This window comes from Streptomyces sp. NPDC058469, from assembly GCF_042721125.1.
Classification (GTDB): domain Bacteria; phylum Actinomycetota; class Actinomycetes; order Streptomycetales; family Streptomycetaceae; genus Streptomyces.
In genome coordinates this window covers 1-17,357 of record NZ_JBHXME010000205.1, presented here as the reverse complement: position 1 = coordinate 17,357, position 17,357 = coordinate 1, and the positions used below count along the sequence as shown (strand labels likewise).

18 protein-coding genes are annotated in these 17,357 nt (G+C 70.3%); 11 read left to right on the top strand and 7 right to left on the bottom strand.

Translation table 11 applies throughout. The annotated features are described in order from the left end of the window. The first annotated feature begins 439 nt into the window (after window positions 1-439). From ACFWP5_RS46720 to ACFWP5_RS46710, 3 genes are all read left to right on the top strand, one after another. Entirely contained in the window at window positions 440-1,642 is a 1,203-nt protein-coding gene (locus ACFWP5_RS46720; protein WP_384171581.1) for an ABC transporter permease, read from the top strand. A gap of 122 nt (window positions 1,643-1,764) precedes the next feature. After that, window positions 1,765-2,124, top strand: a complete 360-nt coding sequence (locus tag ACFWP5_RS46715) for a DUF779 domain-containing protein (RefSeq protein ID WP_384171578.1) — start codon at window positions 1,765-1,767, stop codon at window positions 2,122-2,124. A 75-nt stretch (window positions 2,125-2,199) separates the two neighbouring features. Continuing rightward, on the top strand, window positions 2,200-3,438 hold the full coding sequence (locus ACFWP5_RS46710; protein ID WP_384171575.1) for a phosphodiester glycosidase family protein: 1,239 nt from the start codon (window positions 2,200-2,202) through the stop codon (window positions 3,436-3,438). 2 nt (window positions 3,439-3,440) lie between these two features. On the opposite strand, the gene ACFWP5_RS46705 is transcribed toward ACFWP5_RS46710, so the two are convergent. The 6 genes from ACFWP5_RS46705 to ACFWP5_RS46680 form a co-directional block, all read right to left on the bottom strand. After that, window positions 3,441-3,635, bottom strand: a complete 195-nt coding sequence (locus ACFWP5_RS46705; RefSeq protein ID WP_384171572.1) for a hypothetical protein — start codon at window positions 3,633-3,635, stop codon at window positions 3,441-3,443. Between the two features lie 125 nt (window positions 3,636-3,760). Next, window positions 3,761-4,624 carry a phosphatidylinositol-specific phospholipase C/glycerophosphodiester phosphodiesterase family protein gene (locus tag ACFWP5_RS46700; RefSeq protein ID WP_384171570.1) on the bottom strand — a complete coding sequence of 288 codons (864 nt, stop codon included), beginning with the start codon at window positions 4,622-4,624 and terminating at the stop codon, window positions 3,761-3,763. A 179-nt stretch (window positions 4,625-4,803) separates the two neighbouring features. Then, window positions 4,804-5,877 (bottom strand): acyl-CoA dehydrogenase family protein, encoded by a 1,074-nt coding sequence (locus tag ACFWP5_RS46695; protein WP_384171567.1) that lies wholly within the window; start codon window positions 5,875-5,877, stop codon window positions 4,804-4,806. Beyond that, the gene (locus ACFWP5_RS46690; RefSeq protein ID WP_384171564.1) at window positions 5,874-7,079 is read right to left on the bottom strand and encodes an acyl-CoA dehydrogenase family protein; all 1,206 of its coding nucleotides are present in this window, start codon (window positions 7,077-7,079) and stop codon (window positions 5,874-5,876) included. The genes ACFWP5_RS46695 and ACFWP5_RS46690 overlap by 4 nt, the downstream gene beginning before the upstream one ends. Beyond that, complete coding sequence (locus ACFWP5_RS46685) at window positions 7,076-8,053, bottom strand: NADPH:quinone oxidoreductase family protein (protein ID WP_384171561.1); 978 nt, start codon at window positions 8,051-8,053, stop codon at window positions 7,076-7,078. Before ACFWP5_RS46685 ends, ACFWP5_RS46690 begins: the two co-directional genes overlap by 4 nt. A 189-nt stretch (window positions 8,054-8,242) precedes the next feature. Beyond that, the gene (locus tag ACFWP5_RS46680) at window positions 8,243-8,824 is read right to left on the bottom strand and encodes a helix-turn-helix domain-containing protein (RefSeq protein ID WP_384171558.1); all 582 of its coding nucleotides are present in this window, start codon (window positions 8,822-8,824) and stop codon (window positions 8,243-8,245) included. A 79-nt stretch (window positions 8,825-8,903) separates the two neighbouring features. Here ACFWP5_RS46680 and ACFWP5_RS46675 point away from each other — a divergent pair, with 79 nt between their 5' ends. From ACFWP5_RS46675 to ACFWP5_RS46655, 5 genes are all read left to right on the top strand, one after another. Continuing rightward, window positions 8,904-9,857, top strand: a complete 954-nt coding sequence (locus ACFWP5_RS46675) for an NAD(P)/FAD-dependent oxidoreductase (protein ID WP_384171555.1) — start codon at window positions 8,904-8,906, stop codon at window positions 9,855-9,857. 29 nt (window positions 9,858-9,886) lie between these two features. Continuing rightward, window positions 9,887-11,425: an ATP-dependent DNA ligase gene (locus ACFWP5_RS46670; RefSeq protein ID WP_384171552.1), complete on the top strand. Its 1,539-nt coding sequence runs from the start codon at window positions 9,887-9,889 to the stop codon at window positions 11,423-11,425. Then, a complete protein-coding gene (locus tag ACFWP5_RS46665; protein ID WP_384171549.1) occupies window positions 11,422-11,898 on the top strand; it encodes an NUDIX domain-containing protein in 477 nt (158 codons plus the stop codon). The genes ACFWP5_RS46670 and ACFWP5_RS46665 overlap by 4 nt, the downstream gene beginning before the upstream one ends. Before the next feature lie 80 nt (window positions 11,899-11,978). Continuing rightward, window positions 11,979-13,364, top strand: a complete 1,386-nt coding sequence (locus tag ACFWP5_RS46660) for an NADP-dependent succinic semialdehyde dehydrogenase (protein ID WP_384171546.1) — start codon at window positions 11,979-11,981, stop codon at window positions 13,362-13,364. A 25-nt stretch (window positions 13,365-13,389) separates the two neighbouring features. Then, window positions 13,390-13,626, top strand: a complete 237-nt coding sequence (locus tag ACFWP5_RS46655; protein WP_059198358.1) for a DUF6213 family protein — start codon at window positions 13,390-13,392, stop codon at window positions 13,624-13,626. A gap of 49 nt (window positions 13,627-13,675) precedes the next feature. Here the strand turns inward: ACFWP5_RS46655 and ACFWP5_RS46650 are convergent, their stop codons facing one another. Further along, on the bottom strand, window positions 13,676-14,269 hold the full coding sequence (locus ACFWP5_RS46650; protein WP_384171543.1) for a transcriptional regulator: 594 nt from the start codon (window positions 14,267-14,269) through the stop codon (window positions 13,676-13,678). Window positions 14,270-14,451: 182 nt separating this feature from the next. On the opposite strand from ACFWP5_RS46650, the gene ACFWP5_RS46645 reads away from it, so the two are divergent. Genes ACFWP5_RS46645 through ACFWP5_RS46635 form a run of 3 tightly spaced genes read left to right on the top strand, consistent with a single transcriptional unit; the run spans window position 14,452 to window position 17,267 of the window. After that, on the top strand, window positions 14,452-15,516 hold the full coding sequence (locus ACFWP5_RS46645; protein ID WP_384171540.1) for a type III polyketide synthase: 1,065 nt from the start codon (window positions 14,452-14,454) through the stop codon (window positions 15,514-15,516). Window positions 15,517-15,523: 7 nt separating this feature from the next. Continuing rightward, window positions 15,524-16,738 carry a cytochrome P450 gene (locus ACFWP5_RS46640; RefSeq protein WP_384171537.1) on the top strand — a complete coding sequence of 405 codons (1,215 nt, stop codon included), beginning with the start codon at window positions 15,524-15,526 and terminating at the stop codon, window positions 16,736-16,738. A gap of 7 nt (window positions 16,739-16,745) precedes the next feature. Then, entirely contained in the window at window positions 16,746-17,267 is a 522-nt protein-coding gene (locus ACFWP5_RS46635; RefSeq protein ID WP_384171534.1) for a cupin domain-containing protein, read from the top strand. The last annotated feature ends 90 nt before the right edge of the window (window positions 17,268-17,357 follow it).

The following is a 17,357-nucleotide window of genomic DNA, read 5'->3' as shown; positions in this document are numbered from 1 at the left end:
TATCTGGACAGCGAGTCACGACCGACGGAGGGCGGGACGTGCCCCGACGGTTGGCCAAGACCGGCAGACGGCCGGACGAACTCCGGCAGAAGGCCGGGGCCGGTGGGCAAGCGGACGCATCTGGACAGCGAGTCACGACCGACGGAAGTTCGAACGCGCCCCAGCAGCAAGCCGAGACCCCCGGACGCCAGAGCCCACCTCAGCAGCAGGCCAAGACCAGCAGGCGTCAGGGCACACCCCACCAGCGAGCCGGAGCCGCTGGGCACCCGGACGTGTTCTGGCCGCAGGCGACGATCGGCGGGCGGACGAACACACCCCGGCAGCAGGCCAGGACCGATGGGCAGCCGGACACACCTCGGTCACCGGCCAAGACCACCAGCCGATCGAGCGCGCCCCGGCCACAGACCCAGGCCGGTGGGCAGCCCAGCTTGCCGCTCGGATGCCGGTGTCGCGGGCCGTGGGGCTGGGGCTGGCGCGGCCGTTCGCGCGGCCCGCGCGTACCGTCGCGATGGTTGTCGCGGTGTTGTTCGGCGTCGCGGCCGTCACCTTCGCCACCGGGCTGTCCTCGTCGTTGGGTGAGGTGATCGCGTCCAAGAACCACAACGCCGCCGACCTCACCGTCAGTTCACCGGGTGGGTCTGCCGGGCGGCCCGGGGCGGGCAAGGCGGTCCGCCAGGGGCAGCCGACCGCCACCGATCCTGCCAATCCCACCAATCCCACCACCGTCACCGCAGTCACCGCCGCGATCGCCGCCCAGCCCGGCACCCGTGCGTACTACGGCAGCGCCTCCACAGACGCAGCCGTATCGGGGATAAGCGGACCCGTCACCGTGACCGCGTTCGACGGCGACGCCTCCTGGGGCGGATTCACCATGGTCAGCGGGCGCTGGTTCAGCGGGGCGGGCGAAGCCGTGGTGCCCAGCACCGTCCTGACCGCCACCGGAGCGAAGGTCGGCGACACCGTCGCACTCACCGTGCGGGGCAAGCCAGTTGTGGTCCGGATCGTTGGCGAGGTGTTCGACACAGGCAACGACGGCCGGACCGTCTTCACCGACGCCGCCACCCTCAAGGCCGCCGCACCCGACCTCAACTCCACGACCCAGTACGTCGATCTGAAGCCCGGCACGGACACGGACGCGTATGTCACCACGCTCGACGCCGAGTTGAAGCCCCTGGGGGTCACCGCGACCAGCAGCAAGTACTCGAACGGCAGCGACACCGTCACCATCCTCGACTCGCTCACCGCGCTGCTCACCCTGATGCTGGTGTGCGTCGCCGGGCTCGGTGTGCTGGGCGGGGTCGTCCTCGACACCCACGAGCGCGTCCACGACCTCGGCATCCACAAAGCGCTCGGCATGACACCCCGGCAGACCGTCACGATGGTCGTCACCTCGGTCGTCCTGCCCGGACTGGCCGGCGGCGCCCTCGGTGTGCCGCTGGGCCTGGCCGTGCACAGCGCGGTGATCCCCGCGATGGGCCACGCGGCGGGCCTCCGGCTGCCCCACTCCGTCATCGATGTCTACGACCCCCAGGACCTGGTCCTGCTCGGACTCGCCGGCGTCGCCGTCGCCGTACTCGGCTCCCTGCTGCCGGCCGGCTGGGCGGCACGCATCCGCACGGCGACCGCACTCCGAGCCGAATAAGCGGCGAATAGATACGCCGCACAGGTACGCAACCCTCTCGCAACCTTGCGTGTGATGCGCTGGGCCACCCACACAACCCACCACACCCGCGCCACCCGCATCCGGCTCCTGGGACGGCTGACATGGACGACAAGACACCGCGCGTCGAACTCACCCCCGCCGCAGCCGACCTGCTGCGCCAACTCCACGCACAGCACGGCCCGTTGATGTTCCATCAGTCCGGCGGCTGCTGCGACGGCAGCGCGCCCATGTGCTACCCGGAGGGCGAGTTCCGTACCGGCGGTTCGGACGTGCTGCTCGCGGAACTGGAGGTCGAGGGCGTGCCGGAGCCCGTGACGTTCTGGATCTCGCGCAGCCAGTACGAGGTGTGGAGCCATACGCGGCTGATCGTGGACGTCGTAGCAGGGCGCGGCAGTGGTTTCTCGTTGGAAGCACCCGAGGGGGTGCGTTTTCTCACCCGTTCCCGTGTAGTCGGCGCCTAGCAGCCCCGCCGGTCACCGTCATCTGATGCACTTCCCCTGAGACCTGAGAGAGTTGACGAGACATCAGGGGATCCTGTGACGCACCGTCAAAGACGTTTAAGAGCAGTCCGATCCGCACTCACGTATCTCACGGCATTCGGCGCGCTGGCCGGTGCGGCCCTGGCGGGGGCGGCACCGGCCGGCGCCGTGCCGGGCACCACGCGGCTGGCGCCGGGTGTCACCTACGAGCAGTTCGACATCACGGCGGCCAAGGGTGTGACCCACGCCCATGTGGTCGTCGTAGACCTGCGCAACGCCCATGTGCGCGTCAACCTGCTGTACCCGGGTGCGGTGGCGGCCCGGGAGCCCGTGTCCCAGCTGGCCGACTCGGCGGGTGCCGTGGCGGGCGTCAACGGTGACTTCTTCAACATCACCGAGACACAGCACCCGGGCGTCGAGGCCACCGGTTCCACCGACGGACCGGCGATCGCGAGCGGTGTCGCGCTCAAGGCGGCGGTGCCGGACGGCCAGCGCTTCGGGCCCGCGCTGCCGCCCGGCACGAACACCCGGAACGTGCTCGGTGTGGGTGCCGACCGCGTGGCCCGGCTGGACAGCCTCGCCCTCAGCGGGTCGATCCGCACCCCGCAGGGACGGCTGACGCTCGGCGGGTTCAATCAGTACGCCCTGCCGGAGAACTCCATCGGTGCGTTCACCACACAGTGGGGAGGTGTCTCCCGGGTGCGTGCCACATGTGGCACGGACACGAACCGGGCCGGCGCCTGTAGCGCCGACACCTATGAGGTGACCGTCCGCGGGGGCCGCGTCATGTCGGCGTCCAACACCCCCGGCCGTGGTGCCATCGCCGCGGGCACCACCGTCCTCGTCGGCCGCGAGGCGGGTGCGCAGCGGCTGCGGAAGTTGTTCACCGGCGAGCGGGTTCAGGTGAAGCACCGTCTCGTGGCGTCGAGGTCCGGCGTCCCGTACCGCTTCGCCCTCGGCGGCTACCCCGTCCTGCGGAACGGTCAGCCGCTGGCCGGTCTCGACAACACGGCCTCGGCCGTGCGCACCGCCGTGGGGATCGCGAACGGCGGCCACCGTCTGCTGCTGTTCGCGACGGACGGTGCGGCCGCCTACCGCAGCGGTCTGACGATCGCCGAAGTCGCCAAGCAAATGAGGGAGCTGGGCTCGGCCGACGCCTTCAGTCTGGACGGCGGCGGCTCGACGACCCTGGTCGCCCGCGCACCCGGCGCGAGCGCCGTCACGGTACGGAACCATCCCAGCGTCGGCGCCGAGCGGCCCGTACCGAACGGCGTCGGGGTCTTCTCAACCAGCTGATCTCACGGATGCAGACCGCTCACCAGATCCGCGGTGGCCGTGAGGCCGCTGTGGATCGTGGGCGCCATGCTGGTGCTCGCCATGAAGAACCCGAGCAGTGCGCAGACCAGCGCGTGGGAGACCTTCAACCCGCCGCTGCGCATGAAGAGCACCGCAAGGATCAGGAGCAGCAGCACCACAGAGATGGAAATGGCCATCGTCACCCTCCTCCGCCACGCCGCCATGTCTGGTTCACGGCGTTCGGCGGCAAGTGTGGCGTAGCGGAGGGTTCGTCCGGGCTACTGACGTGTCCCCCGAACGTGTGGTGACAGTCCGTGTGGGGTCACACCGTGCGATGCGCGTCCAGGAATGCTTCCAGGCCGGCCAGGTCGTCGGTGTTGAGGAAGTCCACACCGGCGTCGAAGAGTTCGCCCCACAGCGCGTCACGGGCGGGGCCCGCCACGTCCGGGGTGTTCCAGAACCGCACGGTCTGCCCGTGCGCGTGTGCCTGCGCGACGATCGAGCGCAGCTTCTGCCGCTCGGCGTCGGGGAAGGCCCCGTCACCGAGCCAGGTGAAGTTGAGCGCCCAGTTGTCGCTGATGAGCGAGATGAAGGAGGCGGGCGCCGAGCTGCCGAGGTCGGCGAGCCTGCCGTCGTAGAAGGCGCGGCGCACGGTCTGCGCCTCCATCGGGACACGGGCCGCGCGGTCGCCGGAGATGACGTTGGTGACCGCGCCCGGGTGGACGCGTCCGTGGGCGTAGGTCGTGAACAGGTGCTTGTAGCGCAGGAGATGGCGGTCGAGTTCGAGGTACGTCGAGGAGCCCTCGGTCTTGATGTCGATCAGGAGTTGGAGTGGCTGGCGCCAACCCCGGTACACCGAACCGTGGTTGGCCTTCACGAGGGCGGAGAGCGGGTCGAGGTAGAGGGATTCGAGCGTGCGGCTCGGATCGAGTTCGGACGCGTCGTGACCGATGAGGAGTTGGTCGCCGACGAGGAAGATGTCGGCCTCGACGCTGCCGAAGCGGTGGTCGAGAGCGTCGAAGAGCGGGCGGGGGTGCTCGTAGTCGTTGTGGGCGTGGGCGCGCCACAACGGGCGCGGTCGGTGCCCTTGTTCACCGGCGAAGGCGCTGCCCGCAGGCGGGGCGAGGACTGCCGCGAGGGTGGCGCCGAGCGCGGTGAGGGCTCTGCGACGGGTGATGAGGGCCATGGTGTTCCTCCCTGTGGGGCGGGTTCGAACCACAGGGAGTATGAGGCGGACGGGGCTCCAACGAACCTGCACATGCCAGGAGTTGGCCGGACTGCCCTCGCTTGTTCACTCCTTCGGCGGGGGCGCACCGAAAAGCCCGCCCCTGGTGGGACGGGCTTCACCGAACGGCCGACCGGCGGTCAGGGGGCTCGCAGATCGACCAGTTCCGCCAGCGCCTCGCGATGGGCGCCCGCCGTGCCGTAGGCGATCGAGTCGGCCTTGGCCCGCTTCAGGTAGAGGTGGGCCGGGTGCTCCCACGTCATGCCGATGCCACCGTGCAACTGCACGGCTTCCTCGGCCGCGTGGACGGCGACGGACGCCGCGTAGGCCTGCGCGACCGCCACCGCCACGTCGGTGTCGTCACCGGTCGCGAGGGCGTCCGCCGCGTTGCGCGCGGCGGCCCGCTGGCTGACGACCTCCAGCCACAACTGCGCCAGCCGGTGCTTGAGCGCCTGGAACCCACCGACGGGCCGGTTGAACTGCTTGCGCTCCTTCAGGTACCGCACCGTCTCCGTCAACGTCCAGTCGGCGAGCCCGAGTTGCTCGGACGCGAGCAGCCCGGCCCCGGCCCGCAGAGCACGCCGCACGGCGGGTTCGGCGTCCCCGATCCGGCGCCCCGCGGCCCCGTCGAGCACCACGCGCGCCAACGGCCGGGTCAGGTCCAGGGACACCTGCGGTACGACGGCCACGGCGCCCGCGTCGACGGCGTACAGCCCGCCGTCCTCACCTGGCACCAGCAGCACATCGGCGGCGGCCGCGTCGGCAATCCCGGTCAACTCCCCGTACAGGGAGCCGTTTTCATGCCGTACGACCTTGTGGGCGCCGCCCGGAGCGACGCTCAGGGAGACGGCGAGGACGCCGATCCTCCGACCCGAGGCCAGCTCGGCGAGGAGGTCGTCCGCGTCGCACGCGAGGAGTGCCTCGGTGGCGACGACCGCGCTCGTGAGGTACGGGACGGGGGCGACCGCGCGGCCCAACTCCTCCAGTACGACGGCGACTTCGCGGTGTGTGGCGCCCTGGCCGCCCCGCTCCTCGGGCACCAGGAGGCCGGCGAGGCCCATGCCGTCGGCGAGGGACTTCCACAGGGACAGGTCGTGCGGGGCGTCCGACTCGGTGCGCACGATGACACTCGCCGCGTCGCAGTGGTCGGTGAGCAGGTCGCGGACGGCGGCGCGCAGCGCCTCTTCCTCCTCCGAGTACAGCAGATCCGTCATCGCGCGAGGTCCTTCCAGGCGACGTTCTTGTCGGTGCGCGGCTCGGCCGGGAGGCCCAGGACGCGCTCGGCGACGATGTTCAGCAGGACCTCGCTGGTCCCGCCCTCGATGCTGTTGCCCTTGGAGCGGAGGTAGCGGTAACCGGCGTCGCGGCCGGTGAAGTCGACCAGTTCCGGACGGCGCATGGTCCAGTCGTCGTACAACAGGCCTTCCTCGCCCCGGAGTTCGACCTCCAGACCGCTGATCTCCTGGTTGAGGCGGGCGAAGGAGAGCTTCATGCCGGAGCCCTCGTGGCCAGGCTGGCCCGCGACGAGTTGCTGGCGCAGCCGCTCGCCGGAGAGCCGGGCGACCTCGGCCTCGACCCAGAGCTTGAGGAGGCGTTGGTGAAGGTCGTGCGTGCGCAACTCCGGGCGTTCGCGCCAGGTTTGGCTGATCGGGCCGATCATGCCGCCCTCGCGCGGGATGCGCATGCCGCCGATGGAGACACGCTCGTTCATCAGCGTGGTCTGCGCGACCCGCCAGCCGTCGCCGATCTCGCCGAGGCGATGGGCGTCGGGGATGCGTACGTTGGTGAGGAAGACCTCGTTGAACTCGGCCTCGCCGGTGAACTGGCGCAGCGGCCTGACCTCGACGCCGGGGTCGGTCATGTCGCAGATGAAGTAGGTGATGCCCGCGTGCTTGGGCACATCCGGGTCGGTGCGCGCGATGAGGATGGCCCAGCGGGCGACGTGGGCGCTGGACGTCCACACCTTCTGCCCGTTGACGATCCAGTCGTCGCCCTCACGCACCGCGCGCGTACCGAGCGCGGCCAGGTCGGACCCGGCACCCGGCTCGCTGAACAGCTGGCACCAGACCTCCTCGCCGACCCAAAGGGGCCTGAGGAAGCGCTGCTTCTGCTCCTCGGTGCCGAAGCCGAGGACAGTCGGCGCGGCCATGCCGAGGCCGATGCCGATCCGGCGCGGGTCGTTGTCGGGAGCACCCGCGGCCTCCAACTCGGCGTCCACGACGGCCTGGAGAGCGCGCGGCGCCCCGAGCCCCCCGAGGCCCTCGGGGTAATGCACCCACGCGAGCCCCGCGTCGAAGCGGGCCTTGAGGAAGTCGAGCTGGTCGGTCTCCAGCGGCGGGTGCGCGGCCAGCAACTCCTGGGTGCGGCGGCGCAGTTCGGCCGCGACCGAGGCCGCTCCCGTGGTCTCCTCGCTCATTCGGCGGCTCCGTTCTCCAAGGACGGTACGACGACGACCCGTCCGGTGGTGACACCGTCGCCGACCCGCTGCACGGCGGCGGCCGCACCGGCCAGCGGGACACGCTCGCTCACCAGCGGCTTGATGGCGCCGCGCGCGGCCAGGTCGGTCAACTGCTCGTGGCAGTGGAGGATCAGCTTCGGGTTCTTGATGGCGTACAGGCCCCAATGCAGGCCCAGGATCGAGTAGTTCTTCACCAGGGCGTGGTTGAGGGACGGGCTCGGGATGGTGCCGCTCGCGAAGCCCACGACCACGATCCGGCCCTCGAAGGCGACGACCTTCGTGGACTGCGTGTAGGCGTCGCCGCCGACCGGGTCGTAGATCACGTCGGCACCGCGCCCGCCGGTGGCCGCCTTGACGGCCGCGACGACGTCCTCGGTACGCCGGTCGATCACGACGTCGCAGCCCAACTCCCGTGCGACTACGGCCTTTTCGGCGCCGCCGACGACACCGATGACCCGCGCGCCGGCCGCCTTGCCTAGCTGTACGGCGGCGCTACCGACGCCACCGGCTGCTGCGTGCACGAGCAGGGTCTCGCCGGCCTCCAGGTGGGCGCGCTGATGGAGGGCGAACCACCCTGTCTGGTAGCCGATATGCAGCGCGGCCGTCTCCGCGTCGTCCAGCGAGTCGGGCGCGGGCAGCAGCGCGGCGGCGTCCGCGACGGCGTACTCGGCGAAACCGCCGTACGGCAGCGCGGGGTTGGCGATCACGCGGCGGCCGTCCTCGGTCTCGCCGCAGATCTCCACGCCGGGGGTGAACGGGAGCGGGGGCCTGACCTGGTAGTGGCCTCGGCACATCAGGACGTCCGGGAAGTTGATGTTCGCGGCGCGTACCTTGAGCAGGACCTGGCCCTCGCCCGGCGTGGGTCGTTCCACCTCCGCCAGGCGCATCGCCTCACTCGGCTCGCCGTTCTCGTGCACTTGCCATGCCTGCATGCGGGGCCTCCACGGGACTGCTCTGTCTGACCGGGGTCGATTGCATACTAAGCGGTCGCTTGCCGATCAGGGAACCGTCAGGTTCGTCACGCTCCGCGGGGGGCGTGTGGTTCTTTGGCCGCGGCCGGATGGGGGCTGGTCGCGCAGTTCCCCGCGCCCCTTAAGGGGCGCTCCAGGGGGCGTCGTTTTTCACTGGCCGCGCTTTGGCCTCGCCCGTACATGCATCCGCTCCCCCTGTGGGCCGAACAGGCTCAGGAACTCCACCGGGCCCTCGCCCGTCGAGCCGAACCAGTGCGGGACCCGCGTGTCGAACTCGGCGGCCTCCCCCGGCCCCAGCACCACGTCGTGTTCGCCGAGCAGGAGACGGAGTCGCCCGGACATGACGTACAGCCACTCGTAGCCCTCGTGGGTACGTAGGTCCGGTTCGACCTTTCGCTGGGGTTCGAGGACCTTGTACGCCTGAAGGCCGCCGGGCTGGCGGGTCAGGGGCCAGTGGGTGCGGCCGCCTCGGACGATCGGTTCGGCGCGTACGCGTGGGTCCCGGACCGTCGGCGCCCCTACCAACTCGTCCAACGGCACCTGGTGAGCGCGCGCGATCGGGAGCAGCAGTTCCAGGCTGGGCTTGCGCAGCCCGGACTCCAGGCGGGACAGGGTGCTCACCGAGATCCCGGTCGCCTCCGAGAGACCGGCGAGGGTCGCGCCCTTCTCCTTGCGGATCCGGCGCAGCCTTGGGCCGACCTCCGCGAGTACGTCGTCCGTGTCGTCGTTCATGACCGATATTGCAGTTTCGGCAAACGTGTTTGTCAATACGGCAGCGAAGGGGCGACCTTCGGGGGTGGAGGTGGTCACCATGACCGAGACACACACCGGGACCTACGAAGTGGTCGTCATCGGCGGCGGCACGGCAGGGCTCTCCGCCGCGCTGGTTCTGGGCCGGTCCCGGCGCCGCACGCTGGTCGTCGACGCGGGCGAGCCGCGCAACGCGCCCGCCGCGCACATGCAGGGCTATCTGTCCCGGGACGGCATGTCACCGGCCGAGTTCCTGGCCGTGGGCCGCGAGGAGATCGCGCGCTACGGCGTCGATCTGGTCCGGGACCGCGCGGTGGACGTCACGAAGAGCGAGGACGAGGGCGAGGGCTTCGCCGTGGCGCTGGCAGGCGGGGAGACCGTGCACGCACGTCGACTCGTGATCGCCACCGGTCTCAAGGACGAGCTGCCCGCCGTCCCCGGAGTCGCCGAGCGCTTCGGGCGGGACGTGATCCACTGCCCGTACTGTCACGGCTGGGAGGTCCGTGACCAGGCCTTCGGTGTGCTCGCGACGACGCCGATGAGTGTGCACCAGGCGCTGATCGTCTCGCAGTGGTCCAAGGACGTGACCCTGTTCCTGCACACGGTCGCCGAGTCCGAGCTGACGGGCGACGACCTGCGCAGGCTGGCCGCGGCCGGGGTCGCCGTAGTACCCGGTGAAGTCGCGGAACTGGCCGTCGAGGACGACCGGCTCACCGGCGTCCGTCTCACGGACGGCACCACGCACCCCCGCGAGGCCCTGTTCGTAGGGCCTCGTCCCATCCCGCAGACCGGCCTCCTGGAGAAGCTGGGCGCCGAGTTGCAGGAGACGCCGTTCGGCGCGTACCCCGTGGTCGATCCCACGGGCCTGACGACCGTGCCCGGTGTGTGGGCGGTGGGCAACGCGATGGGCTTCGCGGAGCAGGTCGTGAACGCGGCCTCCGCCGGATACCGCGCGGGTGCCACGATCAACGGTGAGCTGCTCATGACCGACCTCGACGCGGCCGTCCGGGTGTAGACCGCCCGCCTCCGTTGCACGATGGCTGCATGCTGCTGACCCGGCTCGCGCATGTGTCCCAGGAGGTCGCCGCCACCTCGGCGCGCTCCCGGAAGATCGCCCTCCTCGCGGAGCTCTTCCGGGACGCGGAGGCCGACGACGTCCCGATCGTCATCCCGTATCTGGCGGGCCGCCTGCCACAGGGCCGCCTCGGCATCGGCTGGAAGGCACTGAGCCAGCCGGTCGAACCGGCCCCGGAACCCGCCCTCACCGTGCGCGAGGTGGACGCCCGGCTCACGGCTCTCGGCAAGGTGTCGGGCGCCGGCTCACAGGCCGAACGGGCCCGTCTGGTGGGCGAGTTGATGGGCGCGGCCACCGCCGACGAGCAGCGCTTCCTGTTCGGGCTGATCACCGGTGAGGTCCGGCAGGGCGCGCTGGACGCGGTCGCCGTAGAGGGACTGGCCGAGGCGACGGGCGCGCCCGCAACGGACGTTCGGCGGGCGGTGATGCTGGCGGGTTCGCTCCAGACGGTGGCCGAGGCCCTGCTCGCCGAAGGCCCCGCCTCCCTCGACCGCTTCCGCCTGACCGTGGGCCGCCCGGTCCTGCCGATGCTCGCGCACAGCGCCGGCTCCGTCGCCGAGGCGGTCGAGAAGCTGGGTGCCTGCGCGGTCGAGGAGAAGCTCGACGGCATCCGCGTCCAGGTCCACCGCGACGGCGATGTCGTACGGCTCTACACCCGCACCCTCGACGACATCACCGACCGCCTGCCCGAACTCACCTCCGCCGCAATGGAGTTGAGAGGCGAGCGGTTCATCCTGGACGGTGAGGTCATCTCCTTCGACGAGAACGGGCGGCCCCGTTCCTTCCAGGAGACGGCGGGGCGGGTCGGCTCCCGGGTGGACGTGGCCACGGCCGCCCGGACGGTCCCCGTCTCCCCCGTGTTCTTCGACGCGCTGTCCGTCGACGGCCGCGATCTGCTCGACCTGCCGTTCGCCGAACGGCACGCGGAACTGGTCCAGTTGGTGCCCGAACCGATGCGCGTCCGCCGCACCCTCGTGTCCGGCCCCGAGGACGTCCCGGCGGCGGAGGCCTTCCTCGCCGAGACCCTGGAACGGGGCCACGAAGGGGTTGTGGTCAAAGGCCTCGACGCCCCCTACAGCGCGGGCCGCCGGGGCGCCTCCTGGCTGAAGGTGAAACCCGTCCACACCCTCGACCTCGTCGTCCTGGCCGCCGAGTGGGGCCACGGCCGTCGCACCGGCAAGCTCTCCAACCTCCATCTGGGCGCCAGCAGTTCGGACGGTTCCTTCACGATGCTCGGCAAGACCTTCAAGGGAATGACCGACGCCATGCTGACCTGGCAGACCGAGCGCCTCCAGGAGCTGGCCGTGGAGAGCGACGGCCACGTGGTGACCGTACGGCCCGAGCTCGTCGTAGAAATCGCGTATGACGGCCTGCAGAAGTCGACCCGCTATCCGGCCGGTGTCACTCTGCGCTTCGCGCGGGTCGTGCGGTATCGCGAGGACAAGCGGCCGGAGGAGGCGGATTCGGTGGAGACGTTGCTGGCGGCGCATCCGGAGGTGAAGCCGTGAGTGGGAACGCGAGGGGGAAGCGGAGTGCCGGGCTGCTGTTGTTCCGGCACACCGATCGTGGTCTGGAGGTGTTGCTCGGCCATATGGGTGGGCCGTTCTTCGCGCGACGGGACGCGGGGGCGTGGAGTGTGCCCAAGGGCGAGTACGAGCCCGACGAGACCGCCTGGGACGCGGCCCGGCGCGAGTTCCAGGAGGAGCTGGGGCTCGCGCCGCCCGACGGCGAGGCGATCGAGCTCGGCGAGGTGCGGCAGACCAACGGGAAGGTCGTCACCGCGTGGGCGATCGAGGCCGATCTGGACCCGGCGGCCATGGTTCCCGGCACCTTCCGGATGGAGTGGCCGCCGAAGTCCGGGCAGGTCCAGGAGTTCCCGGAGCTGGACCGGGTGGAGTGGCTGAGCCTCGAACGGGCGCGGGAGGTCATCGTCACGGCGCAGGCCACGTTTCTGGATCGGCTGGCGGAGCACTCGGACTGAGCGATCGCGTGTACCCACGCGTTGCGGACCCCCGCGCCGCGCGGGAAGGTCGAAGCACAGCCCGCTCCAGGAGGTCAGCCATGCCCATCGCGACGGTGAATCCGGCGAACGGCGAGACGGTCAAGACGTACGAGGCCATGGGTGCCGAGGAGATCGAGCGCCGGCTCCAGCTCGCGGAGGCCACGTTCCGCACCTACCGGACGACCGCGTTCGCCGAGCGGGCGCGGCTCATGCGCCAGGCCGCCGACCTCCTCGAAGAGGATCAGCAGGACATCGGCCGGACGATGACCGTCGAGATGGGCAAGCCGGTCAAGCAGGCCCGCGCGGAGGCCGCCAAGTGCGCGAAGGCGATGCGCTGGTACGCCGACCACGCTGAGGAGCTGCTCGCCGACGAGCAGCCCGCCGCCGCGGACGTCAAGGACTCCGGCGGTTCACGGGCCCTGGTGCGCTACCGGCCGCTGGGCCCGGTGCTCGCGGTGATGCCGTGGAACTTCCCGCTGTGGCAGGTGATCCGCTTCGCCGCGCCCGCGCTGATGGCGGGCAACGTCGGCCTGCTCAAGCACGCGTCGAACGTCCCGCAGACCGCCCTCTACCTGGAGGACCTGTTCCACCGGGCGGGCTTCTCCGAGGGCACCTTCCAGACGCTCCTGGTCGGCTCCGGCGCGATCGAGGAGATCCTGCGCGACGAGCGGGTGAAGGCGGCCACCCTCACCGGCAGCGAGCCCGCGGGGCGGGCGGTCGCGTCCGTCGCCGGGGACATGGTCAAGAAGACGGTGCTGGAACTGGGCGGCAGCGACCCGTACGTCGTCATGCCGTCCGCCGACATCGACCGGGCCGCGCAGATCGCGGTGACCGCGCGGGTGCAGAACAACGGACAGTCGTGCATCGCCGCGAAGCGGTTCATCGTGCACACGGATGTCTTCGACGCGTTCGCCGAACGGTTCGTGGCGGGCATGAAGGCGCTCACGGTCGGTGATCCCCTGGAGGAGGAGACCGAGGTCGGGCCGGTCGCGAGCGAAGCGGGCCGCAGCGATCTGGAGGAACTCGTCGACGACGCGGTGGAGAGCGGGGCGACCGTGCTGTGCGGCGGTGAGCGGCCCGACGGGGACGGCTGGTACTACCCGCCGACCGTCCTCACCGACATCACCCGCGAGATGCGGATCCACCGCGAGGAGGCGTTCGGACCCGTCGCCACGCTGTACCGGGTCGCCGACCTCGACGAGGCCGTCCTCGTCGCCAACGACACGCCGTTCGGGTTGAGTTCCAACGTGTGGACGCGGGACGAGGCCGAGGTCGAGCGGTTCGTACGGGACCTGGAGGCCGGCGGGGTCTTCTTCAACGGGATGACCGCGTCCCATCCGGCGTTCCCGTTCGGCGGGGTGAAGCGGTCCGGGTACGGGCGGGAGCTGTCGGGGCACGGAATCCGCGAGTTCTGCAACATCACCACGGTATGGCACGGAGCGTGAGCGTTCCGCGGCTACGATCCCCTCTGTGAACCGCGAAGTGACTCTGCCTCTGATCGTCGACGACCGCGGGACCTTGCAGGTGGCTGCCGCGGATGTCAGCAAGCTTTTGCGTACCGTGGGTGGGCGGTGGCTGCACCTTGTCGAGGCCGGGGAGGAGGGGCTTGATGAGGACACGGTGGCTGCGCTGACGATCGAGCTTGCGAAGCTGGCTGATCGTATTGACGTTGCGTGTATTGCGCATAGCAGTGGGGGCGCTTCGTAGTTTGCTGGGTGCGGGTGCGTCGTGGCTTGTCGCGCAGTTCCCCGCGCCCCTAAGGGGTTGCGCCTAGCGTGTTCCAGAAGCTCGCCTCGTAGTGCTGAAGCATGCGGCTGTAACGCCGCACCAGTTCATCGTTGACCTGCCCCGCACGGACCGCTGCCGCTGCTTTCTCGTCCAGCTCTGGCGCAGGCTCGGCGAAGAAGTCGAAGAAGCCGCAGGCCTCGTCGGTGAAGCCGTAGTGCTCGCGCAGTGCCCCGGCGATTGTTGCGCAATAGCCGCCCCATTCCGCGAAGTTGGATGTCAAAGCCGCTACCACGTCCGTCGGTTCGGCGTTGAGGGCCAGCCACGCGACGTATGCCGGATAGGCCTGGCAGCCGGGCAACGGCTCATAGGTCCGCACCCGGGTCTCGTCCACGCCGCATGCCTCCGCGAAGGCGATGAGCTGCTCCCCCGCCATCGACTCCCCCTCCGCCAGGAACTCGAAGAACGCCGCCGTCTCCGGGGTGGCTGTCTCGCGTTGCGCCAGATGCAGGAAGGCCCGGCGGTCGGCGGGGATCACCCGGTGTTGTTCCAGGGCCAGGGTGGCGAGGGTTTGCAAGGGGGCGGTGCCGGTCGCGATCCGGGCTACGAGGGGGTTCGGGGTCATCGCGTGCTCCGTCGGTGGGGGTCCGGATACTGATCCGACCTTTACACAGGGTCCCTGAATTGGAGTAGTCCACCGAGAGATCGTCGCCCTCAAGGGTGATCGTGGGTGCACCACCCTCTGAGGTGAACCACCTTCTGACCGGCGGGCGAAAGCCTTCCGGAAGGCGAAAGCAGGGACGGTTCATGGCGACTTTGTGCAAACCCTCGGTGTCGGTTCCCGAGCACGTGATCACGATGGAGGAGACGCTGGAGCTGGCGCGCTCCCGTCACGCGGACCACCCCAACCTGCCGCTGGCCCTCCGGCTGATCGAGAACACCGGTGTGCGCACGCGGCACATCGTGCAGCCCATCGAGGAGACCCTGAAGCACCCCGGGTTCGAGGACCGCAACAGGATCTACGCGGCCGAGGCGAAGGCCCGGGTCCCGGCGGTCGTGCAGCGCGCGCTCGACGAGGCGGAGCTGCTCACCACCGACATCGACGTGATCATCTACGTCTCGTGCACGGGCTTCATGATGCCCTCGCTCACGGCCTGGCTGATCAACGAGATGGCCTTCCAGTCCACGACCCGCCAGATCCCCATCGCCCAGCTGGGCTGTGCGGCCGGCGGTGCGGCCATCAACCGGGCGCACGACTTCTGCACGGCCTACCCCGAGGCCAACGCGCTCATCGTGGCCTGCGAGTTCTGCTCGCTGTGCTACCAGCCGACCGACCTCGGCATCGGCTCCCTGCTCTCCAACGGGCTGTTCGGCGACGGCATCGCCGCGGCCGTGGTGCGCGGGCAGGGCGGCACGGGCATCCGGCTGGAGCGCAACGGGTCGTACCTGATCCCGAAGACCGAAGAGTGGATCATGTACGACGTCCGGGCCACCGGCTTCCACTTCCTGCTGGACAAGCGGGTGCCGGCCACCATGGAGCCCCTCGCACCGGCGCTCCAGGACCTCGCGGGACTGCACGGCTGGGACGCGGCCGACCTGGACTTCTACATAGTCCACGCGGGCGGGCCCCGAATACTCGACGACCTGAGCAAGTTCCTGCAGGTCGACCCGCACGCGTTCCGGTTCAGCCGGGCCACCCTCACCGAGTACGGCAACATCGCCAGCGCCGTCGTCCTGGACGCGCTGCGCCGGCTCTTCGACGAGGGCGGCGCCGAACACCGGGCGCGCGGGCTGCTCGCCGGGTTCGGACCCGGTATCACCGCCGAGATGGCCCTGGGCCGCTGGCACAGCGACGACCGAGAGACGGCTTGAGTACCGCATGACTGAAGAGACGCTCACCGAGACCCTGCCCCCGGTCCGGCCCTGGCCGGCCCTCGATCTGACCGGGGTGGACTTCGACCCGGTCCTCGCCAAGTTGATGCGGGAGGGTCCGGTCAACCGGATCAAGCTGCCCAACGGCGAGGGCTGGGCCTGGCTGGTCACCCGCCACGACGACGTGCGGATGGTCACCAACGATCCCCGGTTCAGCCGCGAGGCGGTGATGGACCAGCCGGTGACCCGGCTCGCCCCGCACTTCATCCCGGCCCGCGGCGCGGTCGGGTTCCTCGACCCGCCGGACCACACCCGGCTACGGCGCTCGGTCGCCCCGGCGTTCACCGCGCGCGGGGTGGAGCGGGTGCGGGAGCAGTCCCGGCTGCTGCTCGACGAGTTGATCGACGAGCTGCTCCAGGGCGGACCGCCGGCCGATCTCACCGAGACCGTGCTGAGTCCGTTCCCGATCGCGGTGATCTGCGAGCTGATGGGCGTGCCGGCCGCCGACCGGCACGGCATGCACACCTGGACCCAGCTCATCCTGTCCTCCTCGCACGGCGTCAAGGTCAGCGAGAAGGCCAAGGAGGAGATGGGCGCCTACTTCGGCGATCTCATCGGTCTGCGGGAGGGCAGCGACGGTGAGGACGTCGCCTCGCTGCTCGGTGCCGCCGTGGGCCGGGAGGAGATCACGCTTGAGGAGGCGGTGGGGCTCGCGGTGCTGCTGCAGATCGGCGGCGAGGCGGTCACCAACAACAGCGGGCAGATGTTCTACCTGCTGCTGACCCGCCCCGATCTCGTCCAACGGCTGTACTCCGAGCCGGAGTTGAGACCTCAGGCCATCGACGAACTGCTGCGCTACATCCCGCACCGCAACGCGGTCGGGCTGTCCCGGATCGCCATGGAGGACGTGGAGATCCGTGGCGTTCGGATGCGGGCGGGCGACCCGGTGTACGTGTCGTACCTGGCCGCCAACCGCGACCCGGACGTCTTCCCCGACCCCGAGAAGATCGACTTCGCGCGCAGCCCGAACCCGCATGTGTCCTTCGGTTTCGGCCCGCACTTCTGTCCCGGCAACATGCTGGCGCGGCTGGAGTCCGAGCTGCTGGTGGACGCGCTGCTGGACCGGGTGCCGGGGCTGCGGCTCGCGGTCCCGGCCGATGAAGTGCCGTTCAAGAAGGGCGCGTTGATCCGCGGGCCTGAGGCGCTGCCGGTGACGTGGTGAGGTGCCGATGACGGCGAGCGAAGGGCTGCTGGTCCCTCCGGGGCACGGCCGGGTCGTACAGACACCCGCGCAGCACGTGACGTTCAAGGTGACCGGCTCGCACTCCCGGACGGCGTCCACGTTCGAGGTGGTGGTGCCGCCGGGGTTCGACGTCGGGGCCCATGTGCACACCCGTAGCGAGGAGTTGTTCTACGTGCTCGAAGGCGAGCTGGACGTCCTCGCCTTCGAGCCGCGGATCCGTACACCGGACAACTGGCAGCGGTGGGAGTCGAGTTCGGGCACGCAGGTGGTGCGGGCGACACCGGGGACGGTGATCGTCGTACCGCCCGGGTGTCCGCACGCGTTCGCGAACCCGACGGAGACGCCGGCGAAGATGTTCTTCCAGGCGTCTCCGCCGCCGGATCACGAACGGTATTTCGAGGAGCTGTTGGAGATCCTGGGGGGTGGGGGGCCTCCTGATCATGCGGCGATCGAGGAGTTGCGGGGGCGATACGACATCGAGCAGCTGACGCCGCTCAAACACCGGTAGGTTTCGCCGGATCTTCGCCCGCGGCCCGGCGGGGCCCCGCGCCCCCTGACCGCAGGCCCGGTTTTCAGGGGCGCGGGGAACTGCGCGACC

Bases quoted from the DNA above. Each gene is read 5' to 3' on its own strand.
- ACFWP5_RS46680 (WP_384171558.1), bottom strand. From the start codon at position 8,824: ATGAACGACGACACGGACGACGTACTCGCGGAGGTCGGCCCAAGGCTG.
- ACFWP5_RS46685 (WP_384171561.1), bottom strand. From the start codon at position 8,053: ATGCAGGCATGGCAAGTGCACGAGAACGGCGAGCCGAGTGAGGCGATG.
- ACFWP5_RS46695 (WP_384171567.1), bottom strand. From the start codon at position 5,877: ATGACGGATCTGCTGTACTCGGAGGAGGAAGAGGCGCTGCGCGCCGCC.
- ACFWP5_RS46720 (WP_384171581.1), top strand. From the start codon at position 440: ATGCCGGTGTCGCGGGCCGTGGGGCTGGGGCTGGCGCGGCCGTTCGCG.
- ACFWP5_RS46660 (WP_384171546.1), top strand. From the start codon at position 11,979: ATGCCCATCGCGACGGTGAATCCGGCGAACGGCGAGACGGTCAAGACG.
- ACFWP5_RS46635 (WP_384171534.1), top strand. From the start codon at position 16,746: ATGACGGCGAGCGAAGGGCTGCTGGTCCCTCCGGGGCACGGCCGGGTC.
- ACFWP5_RS46645 (WP_384171540.1), top strand. From the start codon at position 14,452: ATGGCGACTTTGTGCAAACCCTCGGTGTCGGTTCCCGAGCACGTGATC.
- ACFWP5_RS46675 (WP_384171555.1), top strand. From the start codon at position 8,904: ATGACCGAGACACACACCGGGACCTACGAAGTGGTCGTCATCGGCGGC.
- ACFWP5_RS46715 (WP_384171578.1), top strand. From the start codon at position 1,765: ATGGACGACAAGACACCGCGCGTCGAACTCACCCCCGCCGCAGCCGAC.
- ACFWP5_RS46670 (WP_384171552.1), top strand. From the start codon at position 9,887: ATGCTGCTGACCCGGCTCGCGCATGTGTCCCAGGAGGTCGCCGCCACC.
- ACFWP5_RS46640 (WP_384171537.1), top strand. From the start codon at position 15,524: ATGACTGAAGAGACGCTCACCGAGACCCTGCCCCCGGTCCGGCCCTGG.
- ACFWP5_RS46700 (WP_384171570.1), bottom strand. From the start codon at position 4,624: ATGGCCCTCATCACCCGTCGCAGAGCCCTCACCGCGCTCGGCGCCACC.
- ACFWP5_RS46705 (WP_384171572.1), bottom strand. From the start codon at position 3,635: ATGGCCATTTCCATCTCTGTGGTGCTGCTGCTCCTGATCCTTGCGGTG.
- ACFWP5_RS46690 (WP_384171564.1), bottom strand. From the start codon at position 7,079: ATGAGCGAGGAGACCACGGGAGCGGCCTCGGTCGCGGCCGAACTGCGC.
- ACFWP5_RS46650 (WP_384171543.1), bottom strand. From the start codon at position 14,269: ATGACCCCGAACCCCCTCGTAGCCCGGATCGCGACCGGCACCGCCCCC.